The organism is Streptomyces sp. NBC_00490 (assembly GCF_036013645.1).
GTDB lineage: Bacteria > Actinomycetota > Actinomycetes > Streptomycetales > Streptomycetaceae > Streptomyces > Streptomyces canus_F.
The window spans coordinates 2,297,535-2,324,116 of record NZ_CP107869.1; the positions used below are offsets into that span (position 1 = coordinate 2,297,535).

Annotated in this window: 26 protein-coding genes; 13 read left to right on the forward strand and 13 right to left on the reverse strand. The window is 71.7% G+C overall.

Annotated elements, in window-relative coordinates:
* Positions 1 to 2: 2 nt before the first annotated feature.
* Genes OG381_RS10315 through OG381_RS10335 form a run of 5 tightly spaced genes read left to right on the forward strand, consistent with a single transcriptional unit; the run spans position 3 to position 4,387 of the window.
* The gene (locus OG381_RS10315; RefSeq protein ID WP_327715826.1) at positions 3 to 1,298 is read left to right on the forward strand and encodes an MFS transporter; all 1,296 of its coding nucleotides are present in this window, start codon (positions 3 to 5) and stop codon (positions 1,296 to 1,298) included.
* Complete coding sequence (locus OG381_RS10320; RefSeq protein ID WP_327715827.1) at positions 1,295 to 2,116, forward strand: putative hydro-lyase; 822 nt, start codon at positions 1,295 to 1,297, stop codon at positions 2,114 to 2,116. The genes OG381_RS10315 and OG381_RS10320 overlap by 4 nt, the downstream gene beginning before the upstream one ends.
* A 32-nt stretch (positions 2,117 to 2,148) precedes the next feature.
* Entirely contained in the window at positions 2,149 to 2,907 is a 759-nt protein-coding gene (locus OG381_RS10325; protein ID WP_327715828.1) for a LamB/YcsF family protein, read from the forward strand.
* Complete coding sequence (pxpB, locus tag OG381_RS10330; protein WP_327715829.1) at positions 2,904 to 3,521, forward strand: 5-oxoprolinase subunit PxpB; 618 nt, start codon at positions 2,904 to 2,906, stop codon at positions 3,519 to 3,521. Before OG381_RS10325 ends, pxpB begins: the two co-directional genes overlap by 4 nt.
* Complete coding sequence (locus OG381_RS10335; RefSeq protein WP_327715830.1) at positions 3,518 to 4,387, forward strand: biotin-dependent carboxyltransferase family protein; 870 nt, start codon at positions 3,518 to 3,520, stop codon at positions 4,385 to 4,387. Before pxpB ends, OG381_RS10335 begins: the two co-directional genes overlap by 4 nt.
* Positions 4,388 to 4,562: 175 nt before the next feature.
* Here OG381_RS10335 and OG381_RS10340 read toward each other — a convergent pair whose 3' ends face one another.
* Together OG381_RS10340 and OG381_RS10345 are read right to left on the reverse strand one after the other, a co-directional pair.
* On the reverse strand, positions 4,563 to 5,981 hold the full coding sequence (locus OG381_RS10340; protein WP_327715831.1) for a HEAT repeat domain-containing protein: 1,419 nt from the start codon (positions 5,979 to 5,981) through the stop codon (positions 4,563 to 4,565).
* Positions 5,982 to 6,281: 300 nt separating this feature from the next.
* Positions 6,282 to 6,674, reverse strand: a complete 393-nt coding sequence (locus OG381_RS10345; protein WP_046262077.1) for an ankyrin repeat domain-containing protein — start codon at positions 6,672 to 6,674, stop codon at positions 6,282 to 6,284.
* 262 nt (positions 6,675 to 6,936) lie between these two features.
* Here OG381_RS10345 and OG381_RS10350 point away from each other — a divergent pair, with 262 nt between their 5' ends.
* Both OG381_RS10350 and OG381_RS10355 read left to right on the forward strand, forming a co-directional pair.
* Positions 6,937 to 7,131, forward strand: a complete 195-nt coding sequence (locus OG381_RS10350) for a hypothetical protein (protein ID WP_046262076.1) — start codon at positions 6,937 to 6,939, stop codon at positions 7,129 to 7,131.
* A gap of 40 nt (positions 7,132 to 7,171) precedes the next feature.
* A complete protein-coding gene (locus OG381_RS10355; protein ID WP_327715832.1) occupies positions 7,172 to 8,734 on the forward strand; it encodes an ATP-binding cassette domain-containing protein in 1,563 nt (520 codons plus the stop codon).
* A 101-nt stretch (positions 8,735 to 8,835) separates the two neighbouring features.
* On the opposite strand, the gene OG381_RS10360 is transcribed toward OG381_RS10355, so the two are convergent.
* Positions 8,836 to 10,335 carry an SCO1417 family MocR-like transcription factor gene (locus tag OG381_RS10360; RefSeq protein WP_327715833.1) on the reverse strand — a complete coding sequence of 500 codons (1,500 nt, stop codon included), beginning with the start codon at positions 10,333 to 10,335 and terminating at the stop codon, positions 8,836 to 8,838.
* Positions 10,336 to 10,434: 99 nt separating this feature from the next.
* Here OG381_RS10360 and yczE point away from each other — a divergent pair, with 99 nt between their 5' ends.
* The 4 genes from yczE to OG381_RS10380 all read left to right on the forward strand — a co-directional run bounded on the left by yczE (position 10,435) and on the right by OG381_RS10380 (position 13,885).
* Positions 10,435 to 11,088, forward strand: coding sequence for a membrane protein YczE (gene yczE, locus OG381_RS10365; protein ID WP_327715834.1), 654 nt, complete (start codon positions 10,435 to 10,437; stop codon positions 11,086 to 11,088).
* The gene (locus OG381_RS10370) at positions 11,085 to 11,852 is read left to right on the forward strand and encodes a glycerophosphodiester phosphodiesterase (protein WP_327715835.1); all 768 of its coding nucleotides are present in this window, start codon (positions 11,085 to 11,087) and stop codon (positions 11,850 to 11,852) included. The genes yczE and OG381_RS10370 overlap by 4 nt, the downstream gene beginning before the upstream one ends.
* A gap of 56 nt (positions 11,853 to 11,908) precedes the next feature.
* On the forward strand, positions 11,909 to 13,255 hold the full coding sequence (locus OG381_RS10375) for an MFS transporter (protein WP_327715836.1): 1,347 nt from the start codon (positions 11,909 to 11,911) through the stop codon (positions 13,253 to 13,255).
* Positions 13,256 to 13,510: 255 nt separating this feature from the next.
* Positions 13,511 to 13,885 carry an RNA polymerase-binding protein RbpA gene (locus OG381_RS10380; protein WP_010046329.1) on the forward strand — a complete coding sequence of 125 codons (375 nt, stop codon included), beginning with the start codon at positions 13,511 to 13,513 and terminating at the stop codon, positions 13,883 to 13,885.
* Positions 13,886 to 13,990: 105 nt separating this feature from the next.
* Here OG381_RS10380 and fxsA read toward each other — a convergent pair whose 3' ends face one another.
* The 4 genes from fxsA to OG381_RS10400 all read right to left on the reverse strand — a co-directional run bounded on the left by fxsA (position 13,991) and on the right by OG381_RS10400 (position 18,041).
* Positions 13,991 to 14,545 carry an FxsA family membrane protein gene (gene fxsA, locus OG381_RS10385; protein ID WP_327715837.1) on the reverse strand — a complete coding sequence of 185 codons (555 nt, stop codon included), beginning with the start codon at positions 14,543 to 14,545 and terminating at the stop codon, positions 13,991 to 13,993.
* A gap of 78 nt (positions 14,546 to 14,623) precedes the next feature.
* Positions 14,624 to 15,418 (reverse strand): polyprenol monophosphomannose synthase, encoded by a 795-nt coding sequence (locus OG381_RS10390; RefSeq protein WP_327715838.1) that lies wholly within the window; start codon positions 15,416 to 15,418, stop codon positions 14,624 to 14,626.
* A 536-nt stretch (positions 15,419 to 15,954) separates the two neighbouring features.
* The gene (locus OG381_RS10395) at positions 15,955 to 17,553 is read right to left on the reverse strand and encodes an amidohydrolase (protein WP_327715839.1); all 1,599 of its coding nucleotides are present in this window, start codon (positions 17,551 to 17,553) and stop codon (positions 15,955 to 15,957) included.
* Between the two features lie 47 nt (positions 17,554 to 17,600).
* Positions 17,601 to 18,041 (reverse strand): Lrp/AsnC family transcriptional regulator, encoded by a 441-nt coding sequence (locus OG381_RS10400; RefSeq protein ID WP_030677853.1) that lies wholly within the window; start codon positions 18,039 to 18,041, stop codon positions 17,601 to 17,603.
* Between the two features lie 268 nt (positions 18,042 to 18,309).
* Here OG381_RS10400 and OG381_RS10405 point away from each other — a divergent pair, with 268 nt between their 5' ends.
* Positions 18,310 to 18,744: a hypothetical protein gene (locus OG381_RS10405; protein ID WP_327715840.1), complete on the forward strand. Its 435-nt coding sequence runs from the start codon at positions 18,310 to 18,312 to the stop codon at positions 18,742 to 18,744.
* A gap of 29 nt (positions 18,745 to 18,773) precedes the next feature.
* Here the strand turns inward: OG381_RS10405 and OG381_RS10410 are convergent, their stop codons facing one another.
* The 3 genes from OG381_RS10410 to OG381_RS10420 form a co-directional block, all read right to left on the reverse strand.
* Positions 18,774 to 19,868, reverse strand: a complete 1,095-nt coding sequence (locus tag OG381_RS10410; RefSeq protein ID WP_327715841.1) for a phosphotransferase family protein — start codon at positions 19,866 to 19,868, stop codon at positions 18,774 to 18,776.
* A 29-nt stretch (positions 19,869 to 19,897) separates the two neighbouring features.
* Positions 19,898 to 20,998 (reverse strand): hypothetical protein, encoded by a 1,101-nt coding sequence (locus tag OG381_RS10415; RefSeq protein ID WP_327715842.1) that lies wholly within the window; start codon positions 20,996 to 20,998, stop codon positions 19,898 to 19,900.
* A gap of 341 nt (positions 20,999 to 21,339) precedes the next feature.
* Complete coding sequence (locus tag OG381_RS10420; protein ID WP_327715843.1) at positions 21,340 to 22,512, reverse strand: acyl-CoA dehydrogenase family protein; 1,173 nt, start codon at positions 22,510 to 22,512, stop codon at positions 21,340 to 21,342.
* 337 nt (positions 22,513 to 22,849) lie between these two features.
* Here OG381_RS10420 and OG381_RS10425 point away from each other — a divergent pair, with 337 nt between their 5' ends.
* Positions 22,850 to 24,088 carry a glycoside hydrolase family 18 protein gene (locus OG381_RS10425; RefSeq protein WP_327715844.1) on the forward strand — a complete coding sequence of 413 codons (1,239 nt, stop codon included), beginning with the start codon at positions 22,850 to 22,852 and terminating at the stop codon, positions 24,086 to 24,088.
* Between the two features lie 65 nt (positions 24,089 to 24,153).
* Here the strand turns inward: OG381_RS10425 and OG381_RS10430 are convergent, their stop codons facing one another.
* The 3 genes from OG381_RS10430 to OG381_RS10440 form a co-directional block, all read right to left on the reverse strand.
* The gene (locus OG381_RS10430) at positions 24,154 to 24,816 is read right to left on the reverse strand and encodes a TetR/AcrR family transcriptional regulator (protein ID WP_327715845.1); all 663 of its coding nucleotides are present in this window, start codon (positions 24,814 to 24,816) and stop codon (positions 24,154 to 24,156) included.
* A gap of 62 nt (positions 24,817 to 24,878) precedes the next feature.
* A complete protein-coding gene (locus tag OG381_RS10435) occupies positions 24,879 to 25,019 on the reverse strand; it encodes an SCO1431 family membrane protein (RefSeq protein ID WP_107080586.1) in 141 nt (46 codons plus the stop codon).
* A gap of 99 nt (positions 25,020 to 25,118) precedes the next feature.
* Positions 25,119 to 26,483 carry a peptidase C39 family protein gene (locus OG381_RS10440; RefSeq protein WP_327715846.1) on the reverse strand — a complete coding sequence of 455 codons (1,365 nt, stop codon included), beginning with the start codon at positions 26,481 to 26,483 and terminating at the stop codon, positions 25,119 to 25,121.
* Positions 26,484 to 26,582 lie beyond the last annotated feature (99 nt).

The following is a 26,582-nucleotide window of genomic DNA, read 5'->3' on the forward strand; positions in this document are numbered from 1 at the left end:
ACATGAGCACGACTCCCCCGCCACAGGCCCTGACCGCTCAGTCCACGACGACCGAACACCCCGCCGACGACGGTCCGTTGGGCTGGTTCCGCGCCCTCGGTCCGCGTGGCCGCCGCGCCTTCGCCGGCGCGTTCGGCGGCTATGCCCTCGACTCGTACGACTACTTCACGCTCCCGCTGAGCATGGTCGCGCTGGCCGCGTACTTCGGTCTGGACAGCGGCCAGACCGGCCTGTTCACCACCGTCACCCTGCTGGCCTCCGGGCTCGGCGGCGCCCTCGCGGGCGTCCTGGCCGACCGCGTCGGCCGGGTCAGGGCCCTGATGATCACGGTCATCACCTACGCCGTCTTCACCGTGGCCTGCGGCTTCGCGCCGAACTTCGAGTCACTGCTGGTCTTCCGCGCCCTCCAGGGGATCGGCTTCGGGGGCGAGTGGGCGGTCGGCGCGATCCTGGTCGCCGAGTACGCGAGCGCGAAACACCGGGGCCGCACGCTCGGCGCGATCCAGAGCTCGTGGGCCGTCGGCTGGGGCCTGGCCGTGATCGCGTACACGCTGGTCTTCTCGGTCTTCGACGACGACGTGGCCTGGCGCGTGATGTTCTGGACGGGCGCGCTGCCCGCCCTGCTCGTCGTCTGGATGCGCCGCCGGGTGCAGGACGCGCCCGAGGCCGTCGCGGTCCGCGAGAAGAGCGCCGGGCAGACCTCCTTCACGGCGATCTTCAAGCCTGACCTGCTGCGTACGACGATCTTCGCGGGCCTGCTGTCCACCGGCGTCCAGGGCGGCTACTACACCCTCGCCACCTGGGTTCCGACGTATCTCAAGAGCGACCGCGGCCTGTCGGTCGTCGGCACCGGCGGATACCTCACGTTCCTGATCTCCGGCGCCTTCCTCGGCTATCTCACCGGCGGCTACCTCACCGACCGTCTCGGCCGCCGCCGCAACATCTGGCTCTTCGCGCTCCTGTCGGCCGTCTGCATCCTGGCGTACGGCAACATCCCGGAGGGCTCCAACACCCTGCTCCTCGTGCTCGGCTTCCCGCTCGGGTTCTGCATGTCGGCGATCTTCAGCGGCTTCGGGTCGTTCCTGGCCGAGCTGTACCCGACGGCGGTGCGCGGCACGGGACAGGGGTTCACGTACAACGCCGGGCGCGCGGTCGGCGCCGTCTTCCCGACCACGGTCGGCTTCCTGGCCGACAGCTGGGGTGTGGGCGGTGCGCTGGTCTTCGGCGCGATCGGCTACGGCATCGCCGCACTGGCACTCTTCGGCCTGCCGGAGACCCGCGGGAAGGAACTGCTGTGAACCGCACGGAGGACCGCCCCCTGACCCTCGTCGACGAGCACGCGCACGCGTGGAGCCCGCAAAGCGCCCGGATGCGCTTTCGCGCGGGCCTGACCGGCCCCACCTCCGGGGTCGCGGCCGGCCACACCCAGGTCAACCTGATCTCGGTGCCCGCGGACTGGGCGTACGACATGCTGCTGTTCTGCCAGCGCAATCCGAAGCCGTGTCCGGTGCTCGACGTCACGGACGCCGGTTCCGCCACCACCGTCCTGGCCGACGGCGCCGACCTGCGCACCGATCTGCCGCGCTACCGGGTGTGGCAGGACGGCAGGCTGGTGGACGAGCCGACCGACGTGCGCGCACACTGGCGTGAGGACCTGGTGTCGTTCCTGATCGGCTGCAGCTTCACCTTCGAGTGGGCCCTGACCGAGGCCGGCGTCCCGATCCGCCATCTGGAGCAGGGCCGCAACGTCCCGATGTACGAGACCAGCTGGCAGTGCCGGCCGGCGGGACGCCTGCACGGCCCGATGGTGGTGTCGATGCGTCCCGTCCCGCCGGAGCACCTGTCGGCGGCGATCCGGGAGAGCAGTCTGCTCCCGGCGGTGCACGGCGGCCCCGTACACTGCGGCGACCCGTCGACCCTCGGCATCGACGACCTCGATCGCCCCGACTTCGGGGACCCGGTGGACGTCGAGCCGGACGACATCCCGGTGTTCTGGGCCTGTGGAGTGACCCCGCAGGCCGCGGTGATGGCCTCGCGCCCGCCGTTCGCCATCACCCACGCGCCCGGCCAGATGTTCCTCACGGACGCCCGCGACCAGCAGTACCGAGTGGCCTGAGCAGTGGCCTCGGAAGGAGACTCGGAAGTGCCATGACCTCCATCGATCTGAACGCCGACCTCGGCGAGGGCTTCGGCCGCTGGCAGCTCACCGACGACGAACAGCTGCTGTCCGTCGTCACCAGCGCCAACGTGGCCTGCGGCTTCCACGCCGGGGACCCGGCGACCATGCGGCGGGTGTGCGAGCAGGCGGCCGAGCGCGGTGTACGGATCGGCGCCCAGGTCTCCTACCGGGACCTGGCCGGGTTCGGGCGGCGCGCGATGGATGTGCCGCCCGACGAACTGGCGGCCGAGGTGGCCTACCAGATCGGTGCCCTGGAGGTCTTCGCGCGCGCGGCGGGCACGCGCGTGTCGTACGTGAAACCGCACGGCGCGCTCTACAACCGCGTCGTGCACGACGACCAGCAGGCCGGCGCGGTCGTCGACGGTGTGCTCCTCGCGGACGCGACCCTGCCCGTCCTCGGCCTGCCGGGCTCGCGTCTGCTGGACCTGGCCGCGAAGGCGGGCCTGCCGACGGTCACGGAGGCGTTCGCGGACCGCGCGTACACCGACGCCGGCACGCTCGTGCCGCGCGACCAGGAGGGCGCGGTCGTCACCGACCCGGACACCGTCGTGGAGCGCTCGCTGGGCCTGGCCCGGGACGGCACGGTCACCGCGCACTCCGGCACCCGCATCGAGGTGCGGGCACGCTCGCTGTGCCTGCACGGGGACACCCCGGGCGCCGTGGAGCTCGCCCGCCGGGTCCGGGAGCGGCTGACCGCGTCCGGCATCCTCGTGGCGGCCTTCGCATGAGGGCGCTGCCGGTCGGCGACGACGCGCTGCTCGTCGAGGTCTCCTCGGGCGAGGAGGCGCAGTCGCTGCACGCGGAGCTGCTGCGCCGCCGCGCGGAGGGCTCCCTGACCGTGGCCGAGATCGTCCCCGCGGCCCGCACGGTCCTCCTGGACGGCCTGGCCGACCCGGCCCGGCTGGCCTCCGAACTGACCGCCTCCGCCGTACCGCCGTCGCCCCCACGCGCGCGTGACGTCGTCGAACTCCCCGTGCGCTACGACGGTCCGGACCTGGCCGACGTGGCCGCGCACTGGGGCGTCGCACCGCACGAGGTGGCCCGCATCCACGCGGCCACCGAGTTCACCGTCGCGTTCTGCGGGTTCGCCCCCGGCTTCGGCTACCTCACCGGGCTCCCGCAGGAGTACGACGTCCCGCGCAGAGCGACCCCGCGCACGGCCGTCCCGTCCGGTTCGGTGGGTCTGGCGGGCCCGTACACGGGGGTGTACCCGCGCTCGTCGCCGGGTGGCTGGCAGCTGATCGGCACGACGGACACGGTTCTGTGGGACCACACGCGCGTGCCGGCGGCACTGCTGTCACCGGGCACGCGCGTGAGGTTCGTACCGGTGGGCGCGGCATGACGGACCGCGCACTCGTCGTCGTACGGGCCGGGGCGCTGACCACCGTGCAGGACCTGGGCCGTCCGGGCCACGCCCACCTGGGCGTGCCCCGCTCGGGGGCCCTGGACGGCCCCGCCGCGGCCCTCGTCAACCGCCTGGTCGGCAACGCGCGAGGCGCGGCCGTCCTGGAGACCACACTCAACGGCTGTGCCGTACGACCCCGTTCGGCGGCCCTCGTGGCCGTCGGCGGCGCCCCCTGCCCGGTGACGGTGGACGGCCGCCCGGTCGCCTGGGGCGCCCCGGTACGGGTGCCCGCGGGCGCCCTCCTGGACGTCGGTACGGCCGTCGCCGGTCTGCGGACCTATGTGGCCGTCTCCGGCGGCATCACCGTCGAGCCGGTCCTCGGCAGCCGCTCCACGGACCTCCTGTCGGGTCTCGGCCCGCCCCCGCTCAGGGACGGCGCGGTCCTCCCCCTGGGCGCCCCGACCCACCTCCACGCACGCGTGGACGCCGCCCCGCAGCCGGCGCCTCCCGCGGAACTGGTCCTGCACGTGACGCGAGGCCCGCGCGACGACTGGAGCACACCGGAGGCGCTGCGCACCTTCACGTCCCGCACCTACCGGGTGTCCTCCGCGAGCAACCGCATCGGGCTACGGACCGAGGGCCCGGCGCTGGAGCGTGCCGTCCCGGGCGAACTCCCGAGTGAGGGCATGGTGCTGGGCGCCATCCAGGTCCCTCCGGACGGCCGCCCGGTGGTGTTCCTGGCGGACCATCCGACGACGGGTGGCTACCCGGTGATCGCGGTGGTCCGCACGGCAGATCTCCCGGCGGCCGCTCAAGCGGTACCAGGCACTGAGGTGCGCTTCCTGGAAGTACGCCGACGCTGACCCGCTCAGGGGCGCGGTGCCGGGGGTCTGGCGGGCGCAGTGGGCCACGTCGTTCACGTCGGGGAACGGACAAGGGAACGTCCCATGAGCGTTGCCTCGCACCCCGTGCAGGTCAGGCCGTGTCCATGCGCGCCTGACCCGCGGGTCACCCCGAGTTCACCCTGAGGGCAGGCCTTCACATCATGGTGGCGTCCGGTCCGATCCGGCTGCGTACGGCTGTCTGGACCTCGGCTTCCTCGGCCGGGTCGGCGGCGAGGCGGCGGAGCTGTTCGACGACCCGGGCGTCACCGGTCTCGGCGTGCCGGGCGGCGATCTCGCGGGTGGTCTCCTCGCAGTCCCAGAGGCATTCGACGGCGAAGCCGGTGGGGTAGGAGGGGTCGGTGGCGGCGAGGGCCCGTGCGGCCCGGCCGCGCAGATGGGAGGAGGCCGTCTCCCGGTAGATGTGGCGGAGCACGGGTGCGGCGCAGGCGATGCCGAGCCGTCCGGTGCCGTCGACGAGGGTCCACAGGGTCGGTGCGTCCGGCCCTTCGCCTCGTACGGCCTCGCGCAGGGCCGCGAGCACCAGGTCCGTGTCCTGCGTTCCGCCGCGGCAGGCGAGCATGCGCCCGGCGGCGGCGCCCAGCGGATCGGGCCGGTGGACCCAGCCGCGGGCCCGGTCGACGGCGGCGACACTGCGCATCCGTTCGAAGGCGTCGACGGCGGCCTCCACGACCGGCGCCGATCCGGTGACCACGGCCGCCTCGATGAGATCGAGAGCCTCCGGATCACTGCTGTCGGCGAGGTAGCGCAGCGCGGTGCAGCGGGCGCCCTCGGTGCCGTCCACGGCGGCGGCGACGATCTCGGTCCGGTCCTCCGGGCCCGCGACGGCCATCAGGCAGCGGGCGGCGGGCACATGGCGGGCGGTGCCGCGTTCGATGCCCTGCTCGGCCCACTCGAAGACCGCCTGCACGCTCCACCCCGGGCGGGGCCCGCTGGGTCGCATCTGGCGTTGCCAGCGGTCGAAACAGCCGGTCTCCTGGGCGGCACGTACGCGTGTGGCGATGGATTCGCGCGGATCCTCCGCCCACAGCCGCCACGGCCGTGGTTCGAAGGCGTCCCGCACGGTGGCGGCCAGCTCGGCCTCGCCCTCGGCGTCGGTGCCGAAGCGGGCCAGCACGGGGGCGGCCAGGGCGCGCAGCCCGGCGTCGTCGTCCCTGAGGGCGAGCTCGTCCAGGGCCCAGGCCCAGTTGGAGCCCGAGGCGGCGTACCTGCGCAGCAGTTCGAGCGCGTCCCGCCTGCCGTAGGAGGCGAGGTGCCCGAGGACCGCCAGGGCGAGCCCGGTGCGGGACTCCTCGTCGTCGAAGTGGTCCTCGACGTCGAAGAGATGGGTCTCGATCTCGTCCAGCTCACCGTTCAGATCGAGGTAGAGACGGGCGTAGTAAAGGGAGCGGTTCTCCACCTGCCAGTCGTGGCGGGGGTCCCGCAGCACGCAGTGGTTAAGAGCCGCGAGCGCCTCGGCGCGCGGTGCGGTGAGCGCGTGCAGTGTTCCGTCGCCGCGGCCCCTCTGGAGGAGGCCGAGCAGCGTACCGCTGGGCGCTATGACCGGTTCGAACATGGGAAACAGCCTCACATCAAGCGTCGACGCAACCGGGATCTTGCTTTACCTGGCCGCGTGACAACACGTCGGGGCGCCCGCCGTTTCCTGCTTGCTGTAGACCATCTTCCTCTGCCTCTCGTCGGTGGCCCATGCGGGCCGCATCACGGCCCGCGCGGTGCGGCAACACCTGCCCGGCCATCGCGTCCGTGAATCACGACGTCATGATGACTCGGCACTCGCAGCTGCCGCGACCGAAATTTCGGCGGCCCTGTACCGCCTCCCCCGTTTTCCGTGTTTTTACTGGTCAGAACATCCGGGTCAGTGTGCGCCGAACAAGTCGAGCAGTTCCGTCTTGGCGAACATCCGAGCGGTGTCGAGCGCCGACGGGGTCCCCGCGGCCGGGTCGGCACCGCTCTCCAGAAGAGCCTTGATGACGTCCGTCTCACCCTTGAAGACGGCCCCCGCGAGCGGGGTCTGGCCTCGGTCGTTGATCCGGTCGGCCTCGGCACCCCGGGCGAGCAGCGCCCGGACCGCGTCGGCGTGGCCGTGATAGGCGGCGAGCATCACGAGGGAGTCGCCACGGTCGTTGGTGAGGTTGGCCGGAACACCCGCGTCGACGTACGCCACGAGCGCCTCGGTCTGACCCCGGCGGGCCAGATCGAAGATCTTGGTCGCCAGCTCCACGACCTCGGGGTCGGGGGCTTCAGTCATCGGCCGGACCGCCTCTCATACAACCGTTCAGGTGAATCGCCAGGGTACTGGCTCGCGCGGCACATGACCCGATGTGCCGGAGGTAAAGATCACCACTGACCCGGTCGGACGCAAGTCCCCTGCTCATCCGGCCGAAGCCGACCCCGCTGAGCGAGTGAAATCAATAGAAATTCACCCAGTTGCACCTTTTATCGTATGGATACATGCTGTGAGCCTGGAAGTACTCATGGTGACTGTCCCCACCTGAACCAGGAGCACTCACATGATCTTCTCCATCTCGGGCGTCGTGCTGCTCGGCATCGTCGTCTTCATCTTCTTCCGCAAGGACGGCCTCAAGGCGTCGCACGCCCTGGTCGCCGCCCTGTTCGGCTTCTACCTGGCAAGCACGGCCATCGCCCCCAGCATCAAGGCGGGCGGCGAGAGCCTCGCGAGCCTCCTCGGCGGCATCAAGTTCTGACGCCGTTCCTCCCGTCCGTACGCACCTCCAGGAGACAGCAGTGGCCCGGCGCCCCCTCCCCCGCATCCTGAGCACAGGCAGCGCGCAGATCGCCCGGAGCCGGGAGCTGGCCCGGACGGCGGCCGACAGCGCCACCGACGTCCTCCACCCGCTGATCACGATCACTCGCGGTCTGCGCCGGCTGGCTTCGGCCGGGCGGCGCAGGTGGGCCGACACCCCCAAGGACAAGCGCGGGCCACTGCTTTTCCTGGTGGCCTCGGTCGTCCTGGTCGTGGCGCTCGTGCCGTACGGGCCGCTGCTCGCCGTCATCACCCTGATGGCGGCGGCAGCCTGGCAGGGCCGGGACCGCACCCCAGCGGCCCCGGACGGCCCCGACGAGTCGCAGACACAGCGCCTGCGGTCTCTGTACGAGGCTCTGGTGCCGTACTTCTCGACCGCCGAGGACCCGGATCCCCTCTTCACCCACGGCGGCGAGTGGGACAAGGCGTTCCCGGTGTACGAGTTCGACGAGACGGGGCGGATCACCCAGCTCGTGATCCGCTACCCCGCGTACTTCACGGACGGCGAGGCCGACTCCCGCGCGCGGATCGAGCAATTGCTGCACGCCAAGTCGGGCCGCGGCCGGGAGTACCGCTTCGCATGGGACGAGGAGGGCAACCAGCTCTCCGTCACCGTCCTGCCGCCGCTGCCGACCGACATCGCCGCCCAGCGTTTCGTCACGTCCCCCGGCGAGACGGTCCTCGGCTTCACCGATCCCACCGAGGTCCGGCGCACGCTCCCGCTCACCTACGGCGAGGAGCAGCGCGACGTCCCCCCGGTCGTCTGGCGCACCGGCGCCCGCTCCACCGAGCCGCACCTGCTGGTCATGGGCCAGCCGGGCAGCGGCACCTCGACCCTGCTGCGCTCCATCGCGCTCCAGGCGCTCCTCCACGGCGACGTGGTGATCATCGAGGGCGGCGGCACCGGGGAGTACACCTGCCTCACCGGCCGGGACGGCGTCCTGGCGGTCGAGTGCGGACTGACCGGGGCGCTGGCGAGCCTGGAGTGGGCCGCCACCGAGACGGAGCGGCGCCTGATCGCCATGAACCGGGCGCGCCAGGCGGGCCACCAGCCACCGGACGACACGAAGCGTCCGCTGTGGATCCTCCTGGACCGCCCGAGCGCGTTCACCCACCTGGCCGCCGCCGACGGCCATCGCGACCCGCAGTCCCTCCTCCAGGTCCCCCTGCGGCACGGCCGGGCGGCGGGTGTCACCGTGGTCGTGGCCGACCAGTTCGACAGCGCGGACGCGCTGAGCGACGCGGTACGCCAGCACACACGCGCGCGGGTCGTCCTGGGCCCGGCGACTCCGGAGCAGCTGGCCGCGGTCCTGGGCGCTCCCCCGCGCACGACCCCGGCCGCGGACGTCCCGCCCGGCCGCGGCTACGCCCGCCTGGGCACGGGGCCCGTCCATCGCCTTCAGGTACCGGCGACACCCGACCCGCACGACGAGGAGACGAGCGAGACGGCCCGGCAGGCGGTGCTGGCGTTGCTGCCGCCGCTGACGACTCCGGCCGACGCGGAGACGGTCCCCGCGGAGGCGATGGCCGCCGACGCGCCGTAGGAGGTTGCGGCAGTCGTGCGGCTACGGGGGCGTGTGTGGCCGGTCACGCCCACGCGGCGTCAGCCGCACAGCCCCGCGCCCCCAGGTGGATCCCGTCGCCGTCACGCCACAAATGTGCGCGGCACTTCGCCGCCTCCGGTACCGCCGCTCTCCACGACCCGAGCCGCGGCGGCCAACCTCGCCGCCGCCTCCTCCGCCACCGCGCCCCCCACGGTGAACGGCAGCCGTACATACCCCTCGAAGGCGCCGTCCACCCCGAACCGGGGCCCGGAGGGCACCCGGACTCCCACCCGCTCGCCGGCCTCGGCGATCCGGGACCCGGACAGACCCCCGGCGCGCACCCACAACGTCAGCCCACCCCTGGGCACCTCGAACTCCCACGTCGGCAGCTCCCGGCGGACCGCCGCGACCAGGGCGTCCCGGTTCTCCCGCGCCTGTCCACGCCGGATGTCCACGGCCTGCTCCCAGCCCCCCGTGCTGAACAGCCAGTTCACGGCCAGCTGCTCGACCACGGGCGTCCCGAGATCGGCGTACGCGCGTGCCGCGACCAGGCTGCGGATGATGTCCGGGGCCGCGCGTACCCATCCGATGCGCATGCCCGCCCAGAAGGCCTTGCTGGCCGAGCCGACCGTGATCACCGTGGACCCGGCGGGATCGAACCCGCACACGGGCCGCGGCATCTCGACCCCCTCGTCCAGCCACAGCTCGCTCATCGTCTCGTCGGCGACCAGCACCGTCCCCGCCGACCGGGCCGCGTCCACCAGCCGGCGCCGCTGGTCGTCGTCGGCCAGGGCGCCGGTCGGGTTGTGGAAGTCGGCGACGATGTACGCGATCCGAGGCGCCGCGTCCCGCAGCACCTGCCGCCAGCGGTCCATGTCCCAGCCGGTCAGGCCCTCGGCCATCGCGACGGGCACGAGCCGCGCGCCGGCCTCACGCATCAGCTGGAGGATGTTGGCGTACGACGGCGACTCGACGGCGATGCGCTCGCCGCGGCCTCCGAAGAGATGGCAGATCGCGTCGATGGCACCCATCGCCCCGGTGGTCACCATGATCTGCTCGGGCATCGTCGGGATCCCGCGCGCGGTGTACCGGTCGGCGATCATCGAGCGCAGCGCGGGCAGCCCCGCCGGGTAGTCGCCATGGGTGTGGGCGTACGGCGGCAGCTCCTCCAGGGCGCCCTGGACGGCACGGGTCAGCCACGGCTCGGGCGCCGGAAGCGCCGCACAGCCCAGATCGATCACCGAGCCCAGTGCCTCGGGCGGCAGCGGCTCCAGGCCCCGCGCCGGCAGCGGGTTGCCCGCCGGAACGGCGGTCCAGCTGCCGGCCCCGCGCCGCGACTCCAGGAAGCCCTCGGCGCGCAGTGCCTCGTACGCCGCCGCCACCGTCGTCCGGCTGACGGACAGCGACAGGGCCAGCTCGCGTTCGGCGGGCAGTCGGGCGGCCACCGGGACACGGCCCTCCAGTACCAGCAGCCGGATGCCGTCGGCGAGCGCCCGGTAGGCGGGCGGTCGGCGCGTGCCGGGGCCCGCGGGACGGTCCTGCTGGGAGTTGAGCAGCCGGGCGAGCTGCGCCGCTCCCACCGCCGAGGTCCACTGCGCCATGAAAATCAGTCCACCTTCCCCGAATTGGCCATGGATGATCCTTCCACCCAAGCCACAGGGTGTCATGCACCAGGCCACCACGACCACAGGGGGCACCACTTGTCCGCACAGAGCCGGCTCGGGCGCCGGCTGATCCAGCTGTACGCCGGTCTCGCCCTCTACGGAGCGAGTTCCGCGCTGCTCGTCGAGGCGGGCCTGGGGCTGGAGCCCTGGAACGTGCTGCACCAGGGCCTCGCCGAACTGACGGGCCTCACGATCGGCGTCGTGTCGATCTTCGTCGGCGCGGCGGTGCTCCTGCTGTGGATCCCGTTGCGCCAGCGCCCGGGCCTCGGCACGGTCTCCAACGTCTTCGTGGTCGGCATCGCCATGGACGGAACGCTCGCCGCGATGCCCGAGGCCCGCACCCTGGCCGTGCGGATCCCCCTTCTCCTGGCGGGCATCCTCCTCAACGGAGCGGCCACCGGTCTCTACATCGCCGCCCGCTTCGGGCCGGGGCCCCGCGACGGTCTGATGACCGGCCTGCACCAGCGCACCGGCCGCTCGATCCGTCTGATGCGGACGGCCGTCGAGATCGCGGTCGTCGCCACCGGCTTCGCCCTTGGCGGCACCATCGGCATCGGCACGGTGCTCTACGCGGTGTCCATCGGCCCGCTCGCCCAGCTCTTCCTGCGGATGTTCGATATCCCCTCGGCATCGGACAGCAGCACGGTCGTTGCCACCGGGCAACCCCGGCGCGCCATACTGCGTCGGTGAGCACCCGGATACGCCACCCCTACCTCGACCATCCCGGCCCGATCCCCTTCGCCCACCGGGGCGGCGCGGCGGACGGTCTGGAGAACACCCAGCTGCAGTTCCGGCGGGCGGTCGAGACCGGCTACCGGTATCTGGAGACCGACGTCCACGCCACGGCGGACGGTAAGCTCGTCGCCTTCCACGACAGCACCCTGGACCGGATGACCGACGGGGCGGGCCTGATCGCGGACCTGCCCTGGGCGGACGTGCGGCACGCGCGCGTGGCGGGCAAGGAGCCGGTGCCGCTCTTCGAGGATCTCCTGGAGACGTTTCCCGAGGCCCGCTGGAACATCGACCTCAAGGCCGAGTCGGCGCTCCATCCGCTCCTGGAGCTGATCGGGCGCACCGGCGCCTGGGACCGGATCTGCGTCGGCTCCTTCTCCGAGGCCCGGGTCGTACGCGCCCAGCGCCTGGCCGGCCCGCGCCTGGCGACCTCGTACGGCACCCGGGGCGTCCTCAATCTGCGGCTGCGCTCCTGGGGTGTGCCGGCCGCGCTGCGTGTTTCCGCGGTCGCCGCCCAGGTGCCCGAGGCCCAGAACGGCATCCAGGTCGTCGACCACCGCTTCGTGCGGACCGCCCACGCGCGCGGGCTGCAGGTGCACGTGTGGACCATCAATGATCCCGACGCCATGCACCGGCTCCTGGACCTGGGAGTGGATGGCATCATGACCGATCACATCGACACGTTGCGCAAGGTCATGGAGGACCGGGGCGTCTGGGTCTGACGGCCCTCGCTCCCCTGGAACCGCGGACTGGGCGCGGGACCAGCGAGGGGGCCGGGTTGGGCATCGACGCCATACGGACGACGGGCGCCGACGAGGCCGCCGGGCGACGGCGCGAACAGCGCGGCTGGTACTTCTACGACTGGGCGTGCTCCGTCTACTCGACGAGCGTGCTCACCGTGTTCCTCGGCCCGTATCTGACCTCGGTGGCGGAGAAGGCCGCCGACGCGGACGGATACGTCCACCCCCTGGGCATTCCGGTGCGGGCCGGTGCCTTCTTCGCGTACTCGGTGTCCCTGTCCGTGATCGTGGCCGTGCTGGTGATGCCCCTGGTCGGCGTGGCGGCCGATCGCACGGGCCGCAAGAAGCCGCTGCTGGCGGCCGCCGCGTACACCGGGGCCACGGCGACGGCGGCCATGTTCTTCCTCGGCGGCGACCGCTATCTGCTGGGCGGCGTCCTGCTCATCGTCGCGAACGCCGCGTCGGCCGTCGGGACGATGCTCTACAACTCCTACCTCCCGCAGATCGCCCCGCCCGAGGAACGCGACGCGGTCTCCTCCCGAGGCTGGGCCTTCGGCTACGCGGCGGGCTCGCTGGTGCTGGTGGTGAACCTGGTCCTCTACACCGCCCACGACTCCTTCGGCCTCTCGGAGGGCATGGCCGTCCGGATCTGTCTGGCGTCGGCGGGGCTGTGGTGGGGCGCCTTCACCCTCGTACCGCTGCGGAGGCTGCACGACCGCCGGATGCCGCGGCAGGAGGCGACCGCGCCCGGCTTCCGCCAATTGGCGGCCACCGTCCGCGACATGCGCCGCCATCCCCTGACGCTCTCCTTCCTCCTGGCGTACCTCGTCTACAACGACGGCATCCAGACCGTGATCTCCCAGGCGTCCGTCTACGGTTCCGAGGAGCTCGGCCTCGGCCAGTCGACGCTCATCGGTGCCGTCCTGCTCGTCCAGGTGCTGGCGGTGGCGGGCGCGCTGGGCATGGGCCGGCTGGCCCGGGTGTACGGCGCGAAGCGCACGATCCTCGGTTCACTGGTGGCCTGGACGCTGACCCTGGGGGCGGGCTATTTCCTGCCCGCCGGGGCGCCTGCGTGGTTCTTCGTACTGGCCGCCGGGATCGGTCTGGTCCTCGGCGGCAGCCAGGCCCTGTCCCGCTCCCTGTTCTCCCACCTCGTCCCGCCGGGCAAGGAGGCCGAGTACTTCTCGGCGTACGAGATGAGCGACCGCGGCATGAGCTGGCTGGGCCCGCTTCTGTTCGGGCTCACCTACCAGCTGACCGGAAGTTATCGGGACGCGATCATCTCGCTGGTGATCTTCTTCATCCTGGGGTTCTGCCTGCTCGCACGGGTGCCGGTGCGCCAGGCGATCGGCGACGCGGGAAACCCCGTTCCGGAGAAGATTTAGCGTTCAGCGGCAAAGGGCGGTAGTGTACGCGTTTGGCCTGCCAGGCGTACCGTTACTGCGCGTCAAAGATGCCGAAACGCTGGGTGACATCTGCTAGCAGATGTGACAAAGCGGGCGTAGGTGGGTACAACAAGGGGCGGCTACGACGGCGACGCATGACCCGGAACGGGAATCTTTACCGCCGACCGGACGTTGACCGGATGACGACGACAGCGACACCTGTCCTGTGGGCGACAAGCCCGGGAGGCACGATTCATGAGTGAGCGAGCTCTTCGCGGCACGCGCCTCGTGGTGACCAGCTACGAGACGGACCGCGGCATCGACCTGGCCCCGCGCCAGGCCGTGGAGTACGCATGCGAGAAGGGACATCGCTTTGAGATGCCCTTCTCGGTCGAGGCGGAGATCCCGCCGGAGTGGGAGTGCAAGGTCTGCGGGGCCCAAGCACTCCTCGTGGACGGCGACGGCCCTGAAGAAAAGAAGGCCAAGCCCGCGCGTACGCATTGGGACATGCTGATGGAGCGGCGCACCCGCGAGGAACTCGAAGAGGTCCTCGAGGAGCGCCTGGCCGTTCTGCGCTCAGGGGCGATGAACATCGCGATTCACCCCAGGGACAGCCGCAAGTCCGCGTAGTCCCGCCACGGTTTGGCGGAACACAACGCAATATCGAGACCGCGGGCGCCGTACTTCCTGTACGGCGCCCGCGGTCTCGTGCGTTCGGCGCGAGCCGAGCGGGGCTCAGCCCATCAGCGGAGGACGCGGCCCCTGACGCGCGTCCCCGGGCTCGTCCCGGATGACCTCGCCCTGGACGACCTTGCCGTCGGGGCGTTGCATACGGGCCTGCTGGAAGGCGTCGCCCAGGGTGCCCGGGGCGGCTTCGCGGAGCTTGCGCTCGAAGGTGCGCTCCGCACGGCGGGCGATGACCTTCTGGACCGGCGGGATCAGCAGGGCCAGGCCCACCGCGTCCGAGATCAGACCGGGGAGCATGAGAAGCAGCCCGCCCAGCATCAGCAGACCGTTGCCACCCCCGCCGGAGGGGGCCGTGCCGCGCTGCAGGGCCTCGTTGAGGTTCTGGAAGGCCCGCCGGCCGGCCCGCTTGATGACCACGGCGCCGAGCACGAGACCGGCGAGCAGCAGCAGGAACACCAGGAACCCGCTCGTGGCGCCCGCCACCATGGTCAGCAGCCAGATCTCCAGCACCAGCCACGCGGCGATCCCCAGCGGCAGGAAGGTGCGCAGCCGGGAGCGCGGGGGCCGGGCGGGGTACGTCGGGGTCGGAGCGCCAGTCGTCATGCGTCCAGTGTGCCTGGGCACGGCTCAACGCGGGATAAGGGGACGATCAGCGGGGCCTGTGCGGCCGTAGGGCCGCTGTCAGGCCTTCTTGTCGCGGCCCAGCACCTTGCCGACCCGCTCCCCCACGCCCCACGTGGTGACCCGCCACAGGGCCTCCACGAGGATGTCGCGGCTCATCTTGGAGTCGCCGTGCTCGCGCTCGACGAAGGTGATGGGGACCTCGACGACGTGGTAGCCGGCCCTGACCGCGCGGCGAGCGAGGTCGACCTGGAAGCAGTAGCCCTGCGAGGCGACCTCGGCGAGGCCGAGGCCCTCGAGGGTCTCGCGGCGGAAGGCGCGGTAGCCGCCGGTGACGTCGCGGATCGGGACGTCGAGCAGGACGCGCGAGTAGAGGCTGCCGCCGCGGGAGATGAACTCGCGGGACTTCGGCCAGTTCACGACCCGGCCGCCGGGCACCCAGCGGGAGCCGAGGACCAGGTCCGCGCCCTTGAGGGCGGTGAGCAGGCGGGGCAGTTCCTCGGGCTGGTGGGAGCCGTCGGCGTCCATCTCGACCAGGACGCCGTAACCGTGCTCCAGGCCCCAGGCGAAGCCCGCGAGGTAGGCGGCGCCGAGGCCCTCCTTGCCCTTGCGGTGCAGGATCTGGACATGATCGTCGGTGGCTGCCAGCTCGTCGGCGAGCTTGCCGGTGCCGTCGGGGCTGTTGTCGTCGGCGACGAGGACGTGCGCCTCGGGCACGGCCTTGCGCACCCGGCCGACGATCGACTTGATGTTCTCGGCCTCGTTGTAGGTCGGAATGATCACCAAGGCGGTGCCGAGCGGGCCGAACTGCCTCCCGTGGCCCTGTGCCGCGAGGGTCCCGTCGCCGTCGTTCACTGCTGCCCCTTCAGGTTCGTACGCAGGCGTCCACCATAGTGGGCGCCGCCTGGGCCGACGTGACAGGACGTTCGTATGGTGGTGTCGTTTTAACAAAAGCCGGGTAAGAACGCGCTTCTCGGCAGCTGCGCGTGCTGCGGATGGGGGCCCGGCGCCCTTCGGGCCGACCTGGGACCCGCTGGCTGCGGATCGACCGAAAGCCGTTGTCTACTGAGCGCCCGGGCCCCACCCGGGTCACACCTCCCCGACCGGCCGGAACGTTCCCTCGCGGCGGCGCGGGCGCTGAGCCTGGCTGCCAGTGGCGGTGCCCGGTGCGGCACACCGTCCCTGACCCAGCGGCGCGGCGACGAGTTGACGGACGTTCCCCGGTCGGGCGTCCGGTGGTGGACTGGGCCGAACCTACCGGCCCCCTGCCGTCAGCTGTCAACAGCCGTTTGAGCTGCGCATCTTCACTCAAAGCCCTGGTCAGCGGGGAGGATACGCAGGTCGCGAGACGGGGCCGCTGCGCCCGTTCGGAGCCGCGCCACCCCGGGAGATCACTCGCCCGGCCCTACGAACACGGTCCGGCCGCCCACCACGGTGCGCAGGCACACCGGGAGGTCGGCGCCCGGCGACAGATCGGGCAGGCCGGGGGTGCCGGAGCGGGGGTCGGTCGACCAGCGGGCGACGCGGTCGTCGGGAGCCTGGACGACGAGCTCGTCCGTGCGCCACACCGCGTAGTCGGCGGGCGCTCCTGGCACCAGGACACCCGCGTCGTCCCGGCCGATCGCCCGCCAGCCGCCCCGCGTGTGGGCGGTGAACGCGGCGCGCACGGAGACGCGGTGCCCGGGCGTGCGGTGGAAGGCGGCGGCCCGGACCGTGCCCCACGGGTCGAGCGGGGTGACGGGGCTGTCGGAGCCGAAGGCGAGCGGCACGCCGGCCTTCAGGAGGGCCGCGAAGGGGTTCAGGGCGCGCGCCCGCTCCCCGCCCAGGCGCTGGGCGTACATGCCGTCCTCGCCGCCCCACAGCGCGTCGAAGGCGGGCTGCACGGAGGCGGTCAGGCCGAGGTCGGCGAAGGCGGCGATGGTCTCGGGGGTGAGCATCTCGGCGTGCTCGACGCGGTGCCGGGCGGCGCGGACACGGGCCAGGCCGACCTTCTCGGCGGCGGCGCGCATGCCCTCGACCACGGAGGTCACCGCGGCGTCGCCGATCGCGTGGAAGCCCGCCTGGAGGCCCGCCTCGGTACAGGCGACGACGTGCGCGGCCACGGCGGCCGCGTCCAGGTAGGCGGCGCCGGTGTGCCCGGCGTCGGTGTACGGCTGGTGCAGACAGGCGGTGTGGGAGCCGAGGGCGCCGTCGACGAACAGGTCACCGGCCGCGCCCAGAGCGCCGAGCTCCCGCGCCTTGTCGACGTCCTGCTCCGCCCAGTAGCCCACGACCCGCGGTCCGGCCTCCTCGGCGGCGAGCCGCAGCAGGCCGGTGAAGTCGTCCTCGGAGGAGATCTCGGGGCCGGCACACTCGTGGACCGAGCCGATGCCGAGGGAGGCGGCCCGGGCCAGCGCGGTGCGCTGCGCCTCGACACGCTGGGCCGGGGTGATCGCGGCCAGGGCGGTGGCGCGCACGGCGTGGTGGGCGTCGGCGGTCAGCGGGCCGTCGGGGCGCCCCAGGGACGTCATGTCGAGCAGGGCGGTGGTCACGACCGCCGAGTGGACGTCGATACGGGACAGATAGAGCGGGCGGCCTCCGGTGGCCTCGTCCAGCTCCGCGCGCGTGGGCGGCCGTCCGCCGGGCCAGCGGGCCGCGTCCCAGCCGTGCCCCAGCAGGACGCGGTCGTCCGGGCGGGAGCCGACGAAGTCCCGCACGCGCGCGAGGGCCGACTCCAGGGAGGGCGCGTCGGACAGGTCCAGGCCGGTCAGGGCGAGCCCGGTGGAGGTGGTGTGCACATGTGCGTCGGTGAACGCGGGCGTGACCAGGGCACCGTCCAGATCGACGACCTCGTCGACCCCGTCCGTGAAGGCGTCGGCGGCACCTTCCGAGCCGACCCAGGCGACTTGGCCACGCTCGACGACCATCGCGGTGGCGAAGGGATCGGCGGGGCTGTGGACCTCTCCTCGACGGAGCAGGACAGTCTTGGGCGCGGGGCTGGACTCACTCATGGGGAACAGTCTCGCGTGTCGTCCGGACGGTCCGGGACCGGGGGCGCTCAGATCCTCGGTGGGCGAGCCTCGTACGGCGTCGACAGCACGACAGTCGTCCGCGTCGACACCCCTGCCAGCGACCGCAGCCGGGCCAGCAGCTCCTCCAGCTCGTGCGGCGTGGCCACCCGTACCTTGAGGATGTAGTTCTCGTCGCCCGCGACGCTGTGGCAGGCCTCGATCTCCGGCACCCCCGCGAGGCGCTCGGCGATGTCGTCCGGCGCACTGGGATCGAACGGTTTCACCGAGATGAACGCGGTCATGGGCAGCCCGACGGCCTCGGGGTCGACGACGGCGGCGTACCCACGGATGACGCCACGCTGCTCGAGCCGGCGCACCCGCTGGTGCACGGCCGACGTGGACAGGCCCGTGGCCTTGCCGAGGTCTGTGTAGCTCATCCGCCCGTCCTTGACGAGCAGCTGCACGATCTGACGGTCCAGCTCCTCCATGGCGCAAGAACCTACAGTGCCGTTGATCTCCTCGGATACCTGAGCGGCGCAGGTCATACCCGGTTCGTGATGTGGCCGAGAGCTACCTGTGAGCCATCTGAGGGACAAAGCGGCCGCCCCGGGCATCTGCAAGCGGCATGTGACGAACGCCACAGCGCCCGAACAGTCTCCGTGATGGTCTCGTGATTACCGCCGAGACGGGGCGGGAAGTGCTTGCTGTGGTCGAGGCCGCAGTGCCTTCACGGCCCAGCCCGAGGGGGAGAACCCAATGCAGAGTCTTAAGCGCCCTGGTCGTACCGCACCCAAGCGACTCCAGGCGGTAGTCGAGCCCGAGCCGGAGGGCGTCGAACCCGACGCCCTCGACGACGAACTCGACGCGTACGACACCTACGAGATGTTCCGGGTGGTCTGCCCGGACTGCGCGCAGCCCATCGCGCTGCTGGCGGACGAAGAGGTCCTGCCGGAGCACGCGCTGTGCGCCTCGCCCTGGAACCCGTTCGGGCTCACGGTCTGCGCCGGCACCGGCCGCCGCGCCTCCGACGCGCGGGCCGCGGACGAGGACCTGGAGCCCCAGGAGCAGGACACCGCCCTGCTGTTGACGCTCCCTCAGGGCCTCGACTGGAGGACCCAGCCCTTCTCGCACGTCGGCGGACCGGGCTCGCGCCCCATCAGGGTCCCCGTGATGCGGCGCGACGCCGCCTGAGCGCATCCCGGTAGCGGACACCCCGTCGCTCAATCCCAGTAGCTGCCCTGCACCATGGCTCGCAGGCTGCCATGGTGCAGGATCAGTGTGTCCGGGTCCGCCGGGACGACGGCCTCACCGAAATGCACCTGCCGATAGGCGACACGCAGCATGACGACGGCGTGCCGCAGGGCGGCGTACAGCGTGTGGAAGTCCATGTCCCGGGGTGTGTGGCCGGTCAGTCGGGCGTAGCGCGTCTCGACCCGGTCGCGGCGGAAGAAGTCCGGCAGGCCGCGCTGTCCGAAGCCGACCGTCAGGTCCTGGAAGAAGCGGTGCAGGTAGATCGTCCAGCCGAGGTCCACCTCGCGCGGGGCGAGTGCCGCCATCTCCCAGTCGAGGACGGCCGCGGGCTCGAATCCGTCGTAGACGACGTTTCCGATGCGCGCGTCACCCCAGTTGAGGACGGTCGGGCCCGGATCGGCGGGCCAGAGGTGCTCCAGCCGGTCGAAGGCGTCCTCGATGAGCGGTGAGCGGGCGAGGCCGTCAACGACCCATGCGTAGTAGGCGCGTTGGGCTGCCACGTGGCGGCGCAGCGCGTCGCCCTCGCCGGGCAGCTCGAGGAAATGGGCCTCTCTCAGGGGAACTTGGTCGTGGAGCCGGGCCAACAGGCCTACCGAGGACGCCTCCAAGAGCTCGCGCTCCGCGTCGCCGGCCGCGTGCAGCCAGTTGCCCTCGTACGTGTACGGCATGACGTCCGGCGGCACCCGCCCCTCGACGCGCTCCATGACGAAGAACGGTGCGCCGAGCGGGCCCGGGTCCTCCTCCAGCCACAGCACCTTCGGCACGGGCAGATCCGAGTGCTCCCCCACGACGCGCATCGTGCGGTACTGGCGGACCATGTCGTACACCGGGAAGACCGTGTACGCCGCCGGGTCCGCCGCGAGCCGCAACGCGCAGGCGCGCAGCGGGGGTTCGGGGTGCTCGATGTCGAAGAGCAGGGTCTCGCTGGACATGCCGTTGGAGGCGGGGACGGTGACGCCGACGGCCTTGGCGCCGGGCAGGCGGGTGCCGAGCCAGGCGGTGAGGCGGCGGGCGATGTCCTCCGGGTCGCGGGTGCTGGTGCGCGGGCGAGGCGCCGTCGTCATGTGGTCAACCCCCTTGTGGCGCAACCGGCTCACGGTGCGACCGAGTCGAAGCCGGTGAACCCGCTCGGGTCGTGCCGTCCGAACGAGCCGTGCTCGAAGATGCCGTGGCCGGTCCGGCCGTCGAGGCGGAAGCGGGCGGCATGGTCGGTGACCCCGTACGCGGCCAGGGCGTGCGGCTGCGCGAGGTCGTAGGTGCGCCGGTCGGTCCAGCCGTGGCCGCGCCAGGTGCCGTGCTGCCAGTCGTCGGCGGGCGGGTAGCCGGCGCCGATCGCCAGCGGGGAGGAGGTGAGGATCTCGATCTCCAGCTCCTGTGGTTTGCGCACGTCGCCGAGGTGGACGAGGGCGCGTTCGGGGTGGCGGGTGCCGGAGCGGTAGGTGATCTCGGGCTGGGGCCAGCCGAGTTGGCGGTCGGGGTGGCCGGGGCGGACGAGGGTGGCGTCGTTGAGGACGCGGTAGCCGTCGGCGTCCTCCTGGACGATCACCATCAGGAAGCGGTCCTCGAAGCGGACGGGGCACCAGAGCCAGTGGAAGCCCTCGGTGGGGTGCTCCTCGGCGAGACGGCCGCCTTCCTCGCCGGGGACGGGGCGCACACCCCAGCTGCGGTCGCGGGTGCCGGTCCACTCCGTGGCGGTGACGCGGAACTCCTCGCCTCCGGCGCGCACAGTGCCCGTCACGCCGCCCGCCTGGACGAAGCGACGCCCTTCCAGGGTGAGCCGGGCGCCCCGGCGCTGCACGTGGTGGGGTTCCCACAGGGCGGGGAAGGCGGCGGTCCAGGTCAGGTCGTACGACAGCGAGTCGTCGTCACAGACCAGGCGCAGCCGGTGCAGCGGCTGCTCGACCTCGATCCTCAGCGGCCCCACCGCGAGCCGCATCCGGTCCTCGCCGAGGGCGTCCGAGGCCCGCACCGCATGCAGGGTGTCCCCCACCCGCAGCGTCGCGTACGCGTCGATCACCCCCAGGTTCGGGTACACCCCGAGCCCCGTGATCAGCAGCGCCCGCCCCTCGTGGTCCAGGACATGGAAGATGCACCGGTCGTAGGCGTTCCGGTCCCCCGTCGCCACGTGCTTCATGGAGAGCGGCACCTGGTGCACCGGGTACTCGTCGAGCGGTACGGGACGGTCGTCGGCCACGGCGGACCTCCCTGGAGGCGGCTGCGCTGACGGTACGTCAGACCGCCGTAGGTGGCCAGGTATCGGGCCGCGCGACGTCCGCGAACTCACAGTCGATTCCGTCGGCGGGTGACCTGTCCGGCCGTCACCGCGTTGCCCTGGTATGACCCCCACATATACAGCGACCGGGCGTCAACGCCGGGTGTTCGTGCCGCCGCCCGCAGAATCGGTTCCGCCGCCGCAGGACCCGCCCATCTACCGGGATCTGCTGCGCACCTGGGCCGACCGGGGCCGGACCCTGCCGGGACGCCACGACCCGGAGTGGGTCCGGCTCGCGGCGCCGCAGGTCAGGCCGGGTCAGTTCAGCGCGTCTCCGGACCCGCTAGGTGACGGGCGATGACCATCCGCTGGATCTGATTGGTGCCCTCGACGATCTGGAGGACCTTGGCCTCGCGCATGTAGCGCTCGACCGGGAAGTCCGCGGTGTAGCCGTAACCGCCGAGGACCTGCACGGCGTCGACGGCGACCTTCATCGCGGTGTCGGTGCAGTGCAGCTTGGCCATCGCGGCCTGCTTGGCGAAGGGCCGGCCTGCGTCCCGCAGCCGCGCCGCCGCCAGGTACAGCGCGCGGCCCGCCTCGATCTGGGTCGCCATGTCGGCGAGCATGAAGCGCAGCCCCTGGAAGTCGGCGATCGGCTTGCCGAACTGCCGTCGCTCGGTCGCGTACGCCACCGCGTGGTCCAGCGCCGCCTGCGCCACACCGATCGCACAGGCCGCGATGCCGAGCCGCCCGGAGTCGAGCGCGGCCAGGGCGATCGCGAAGCCCTGCCCCTCCTCGCCGATGCGCCGGCCGTCGGGGACGCGGACGCCGTCGAGGTGGACCTGAGCGGTGGGCGAGCCCTTCATGCCCATCTTCTTCTCCGGCACCGCCCCGCTCAGCCCCTCGGCGTCACCGGGCACGAGGAAGGCGGTGATCCCGCGGGCGCCCTCCTCGCCGGTGCGCGCCATGACGGTGTAGAAGTCGGCGATTCCGCCATGCGTGATCCAGGCCTTGGTACCCGTGATCACCCAGTCGTCACCGTCCCGCACGGCCTTGGTGCGCAGGCTCGCGGCGTCCGAGCCGGAGGAGGCCTCGGAGAGGCAGTACGCGCCGAGGAGTCCGCCGCCGAGCATCGCGGGCAGATGCTCGGTCCGCTGTTCCTTGGTGCCGTAGGCGGCGAGCGCGTAGGAGGCGAGCGTGTGCACGCTGACGCCGAGACCGACGGTCAGGCGGGCCGCGGCGAGTTCCTCGAGGACCTGGAGGTAGACCTCGTAGGGCTGGTCGCCGCCGCCGTACTCCGAGTCGTAGGGCAGTCCGAGCAGTCCGGACCGCGACAGGAGGGTGAACACCTCACGCGGGAAGCGTCCGGCGTCCTCCTCCTCGGCCGCCTTCGGGGCGATCTCCCCCTGCGCGATGTCGCGGACGAGCGAGATCAGCTCCCGGGCCTCGTCCGTGGGCAGTTGACGATCCACCGGCTGCGGGGCGCGGTCGGGCATGAGGACGCTCTCCTCCCTGTGTAGGGCACATCGGCGTGCGCCTTTGGATGGGGGCGCGGCTCCGCCGGGTCTTGCCGAGGGCTTGGCCGATGGTCGCACTTTCGGGTCTCGGAAGCTGTTGACCAGCGGCTCTGCGCTGTGAGTATGCCCGATCGGAGGCATCGCGTCACCAGTTAACGACCGCTTACTTCAGGAAACCTACCCGGAATCCACCGGTCCTCGAAATTGGTCCGAACCATTGACGGACTGGTCTAGTCCTCCTACTGTTCCGAACCACCGCTTTACCGCGTCCATGCCAATCGACGCACGTTCCCTCACCCCCACGAGGAGACACTCGATGCACGACTCCCCTCGTCCCCGCGCCCGGTTCCGGGCGCTCGTGTCCGCCGCGTGTTGCGCGGTCCTCGGCGCCGGACTGCTCGCCGGCGCGGGCGCCGCGACCGCCGAACCCGCGGCGAGACCCGCGGTGAAGGCCGGCTCCAAGGTCGTCGGCTACTTCACCGAATGGGGCACCTACGACCGCAAGTACTACGTCAGGAACATCGAGACCTCCGGCTCCGCGGCGAGGCTCACGCACATCAACTACGCCTTCGGCAACGTCACCGGCGGCAAGTGCGCGATGGGCGACTCCTACGCGGCCACCGAGCGGACCTACACCGCCGCCGAGTCCGTGGACGGTGTCGCCGACACCTGGGACCAGCCGCTGCGCGGCACCTTCAACCAGCTGCGTGAGCTGAAGAAGAAGCACCCGGGCCTGAAGGTCATCTGGTCCTTCGGCGGCTGGACCTGGTCGAGCGGCTTCGGCGAGGCCGCGAAGAACCCGGCCGCGTTCGCGCAGTCCTGCTACGACCTGGTCGAGAACTCGAAGTGGGCCGATGTCTTCGACGGCATCGACATCGACTGGGAGTACCCGAACGCCTGCGGCAACACCTGTGACACCAGCGGCCGGGCGGCCTTCAAGAACCTGATGTCGGCGCTGCGGGCCAAGTTCGGCTCCGGCAACCTGGTCACCGCCGCGATCACGGCGGACGCCACCCCGGGTGGCAAGATCGACGCGGCGGACTACGCGGGCGCGGCGCAGTACGTCAACTGGTACAACCCGATGACCTACGACTACTTCGGCGCCTGGGCGGCGACCGGGCCGACGGCCCCGCACTCGCCGCTCACCTCGTACAGCGGTATCCCCCAGGCGGGCTACTACACATCGGCGACCATCGCGAAGCTCAAGGGCCTCGGTGTCCCGGCCTCGAAGCTGCTGCTCGGCCTCGGCTTCTACGGGCGCGGCTGGACCGGCGTCACCCAGTCGGCACCGGGCGGCACGGCGACCGGCCCGGCGGCGGGGACGTACGAGGCGGGCTTCGAGGACTACAAGGTGCTCAAGTCGAAGTGCCCGGCGACCGGCACAGTGGGTGGCACGGCGTACGCCAAGTGCGGGAACAACTGGTGGAGTTACGACACCCCGTCGACGATCGCCACGAAGATGGCGTACAAGAACCAGCAGGGGCTGGGCGGCACGTTCTTCTGGGAGCTGAGCGGGGACACCGCGGGCGGTGAGCTGATCAAGGCGATCAACTAGCCGGGCCCGAGCGGGACTTGGGGCGGGGGGACCACGAGCCCTCCGCCCCTCTCCGCCGTCCGGCGTCAGGTGTCCCGGCGGGCCGGGGCGGGGGCCGGGTAGTCGGGGTCCAGTTCCTCGATCGCGCGCATGGTGGCGCCGAGCGTCTTCACCAGGAGTTCGCGCATGGTGTCGCGGGTGAGCTGGGCCGGGCGGTCGATCCAGTCGAGCGTGGCGCCCTCGACGCTGCACACCCAGGCGAACAGGCCCATGCGGGCCAGCGGTGAGATGTCGGTCCGTCCGTACGCCCCGTCGGCGATGGTGGCGACGATCGCCTCACGCACGCTGTCCCGGATGGCGTGCACCTCGGCGTCGAAGCCGACCCCGCCGCTGACGACGGTGCGGTACGCGGCCTGGTTGTGCTCGGCGAAGCGCAGATAGCTGTCGATCGTGCGCTGGACCCGGTCCACCTGGGGCAGCTGGAGGCCGCTCGCCGCGAAGGTGACCAGGTCGGCGACGGAGTCCTGGATGATGGCCAGGTAGTAGCCGCGCTTGGACTGGAAGTAGTAGTAGATCAGCCCTTTGGCGACATGCGCCTGGCGGGCGATGTCGTCCATCGAGAGCGCGTCGTAGGACGTGTCGGCGAACAACCTCCGCCCGATCGCGATGAGTTCGGCTCGGCGGGCAACCGAACGATCAGTACCGCGCGCCTTGGGACGAGCGCCGTCACGCTGCTGGCTGATATTCAATTTCGACCCTGGTCTCAACGGGGCGGGACACCCGCAGTATGTCAGGTCAACTATGGATCAGGTCACAGCAGACCGAGCTGGGCCACGAGCATCGCGACCACCACGACGAGGGTCCAGCCCATGACGTGCTCGAGGGCCTTCGGGCCGTCTTCCTTGGGCCCGCCGGTGCGGACACGGGTGGCGGTGGCTGAGTTCGCAGTCATGTGTCCACCTTGCCACCCACCAGGGCTTTTGCGGCAGAGACGTCGGTCACAGCCGAAAGGCCCCGGTTTCCCGGGGCCTCGGTCCGCTCACCGCGTGACTCAGCGCACACCCACCGCCGCGAGGGCCTTGCACTGCCGTGCGGTCGGCTTCGCCGGGAAGTAGAGGTAGCAGACACCACCCGTGCCGGAGACGACCTTGCCGCTGGCGTTGTACCGCTTGGTACGCAGCCAGATGTTCTCCCACTCGCGCCGCTTGTAGACCCGTCGCACGGCCTCGTCACTGGGTGAGGCCGGGTCGTTGGCGATCACGTCGCCGTCGGCGGTGAAGCCGATCACGGTCATCAGATGGCCGGAGGTGCCGTAACCCGCGCCCGTCAGCTCCTCCTTGAGGAAGGACTGGGACGTTATGGCCGGGATACCGGCCGCGATCAGCGTCTCCAGGTCGGTGAGGGAGCCGAGCCGGGTGACCACGCCCTGGAGGTCCTTGAAGGTCGCCGCGTAGGCCGCGTTGAACGGCCAGTTCCCGCAGCCCACGTACTGATAGTCGAACGTGTACCGGGCCGCGTGGCACACCTGCGGATCGACGTAGGTCGGATCGACCCAGGCGAGCTGCTCCCGGGTGAGCCGGCCGCCCCAGTACTCGATGATCATCTGCGAGGAGGTGGGGCTGCACCAGGCCTCGCCGCCGTTGTCGTACTCCGGGTACTGGCCTGCGTGGATCTCCTGCGAGTAGCGCGGGACGATCAGCTCCTGGGCCAGGCCGGGCGTGGAGGCCGGGACGGTGAAGCGGTCCGGGATGTCGGAGCCCATCGCGCCGAGCCGCCACACCGTGGGGGTCTTCTTGGTGCCCGGCTTGCGGTAGAGGGTCAGCCGCAGGCGGTACGACGTGAGGCGCAGGCCCGTCGCCGGGTCGTCGACGGCGAAGGTGTCCGTCCAGATGCTGCTCTTGTCGTCGGTCTGGTCGTCGACCGAGGTCCGCCGGATGTCCTGGTCGCCGGCGGCCCAGCGGCCCATGACGTACCAGGGGGTGTCCGTGCCGTCGGAGTAGGTCCCCTTCAGCTCGACCTGGAGCCAGGTGCCGTCCGGGGTGTGCGCGTTCCAGGACGCGATCGCCTCGGTGGCGGGGACGGCGAGCCGGTGGACGGGGGACGTCCAGGTGGCGTACTCCCAGGCGGCCGTCTTCCCGGTGTGCGGGTCCGTGTAGTCGACGCTGCCCGCGGCGGCGCCGATCACCACCCCCGGCCGGGGACCGGCGACGGCACGGGCGCCCTTCGCGCTGCCGCCGCGCCAGTCGGTGTACGTGGTCCAGAAACGGTTGTCGACGGGGCGGGGTTGCGCGCGGTCGGTGTCCGCTGCGACGGTCGTGCCGTCGGCGGCGGTCGCCGGGCTCGCCGCGCCGGCCACCGCTGCGGCGACCGCTGCGGCCAGGACGGTTCTGCGGGACGGCTGTTCGGCTCTGCTCATGGGCGGAATGACCCCCAAGTGGTCCGAGTCTGGGCAGGTCCACTGCACGGTTGTGCGCCAACTATGGCCAAAGCAGCACGGTCCTGCCAGCACTTCGGG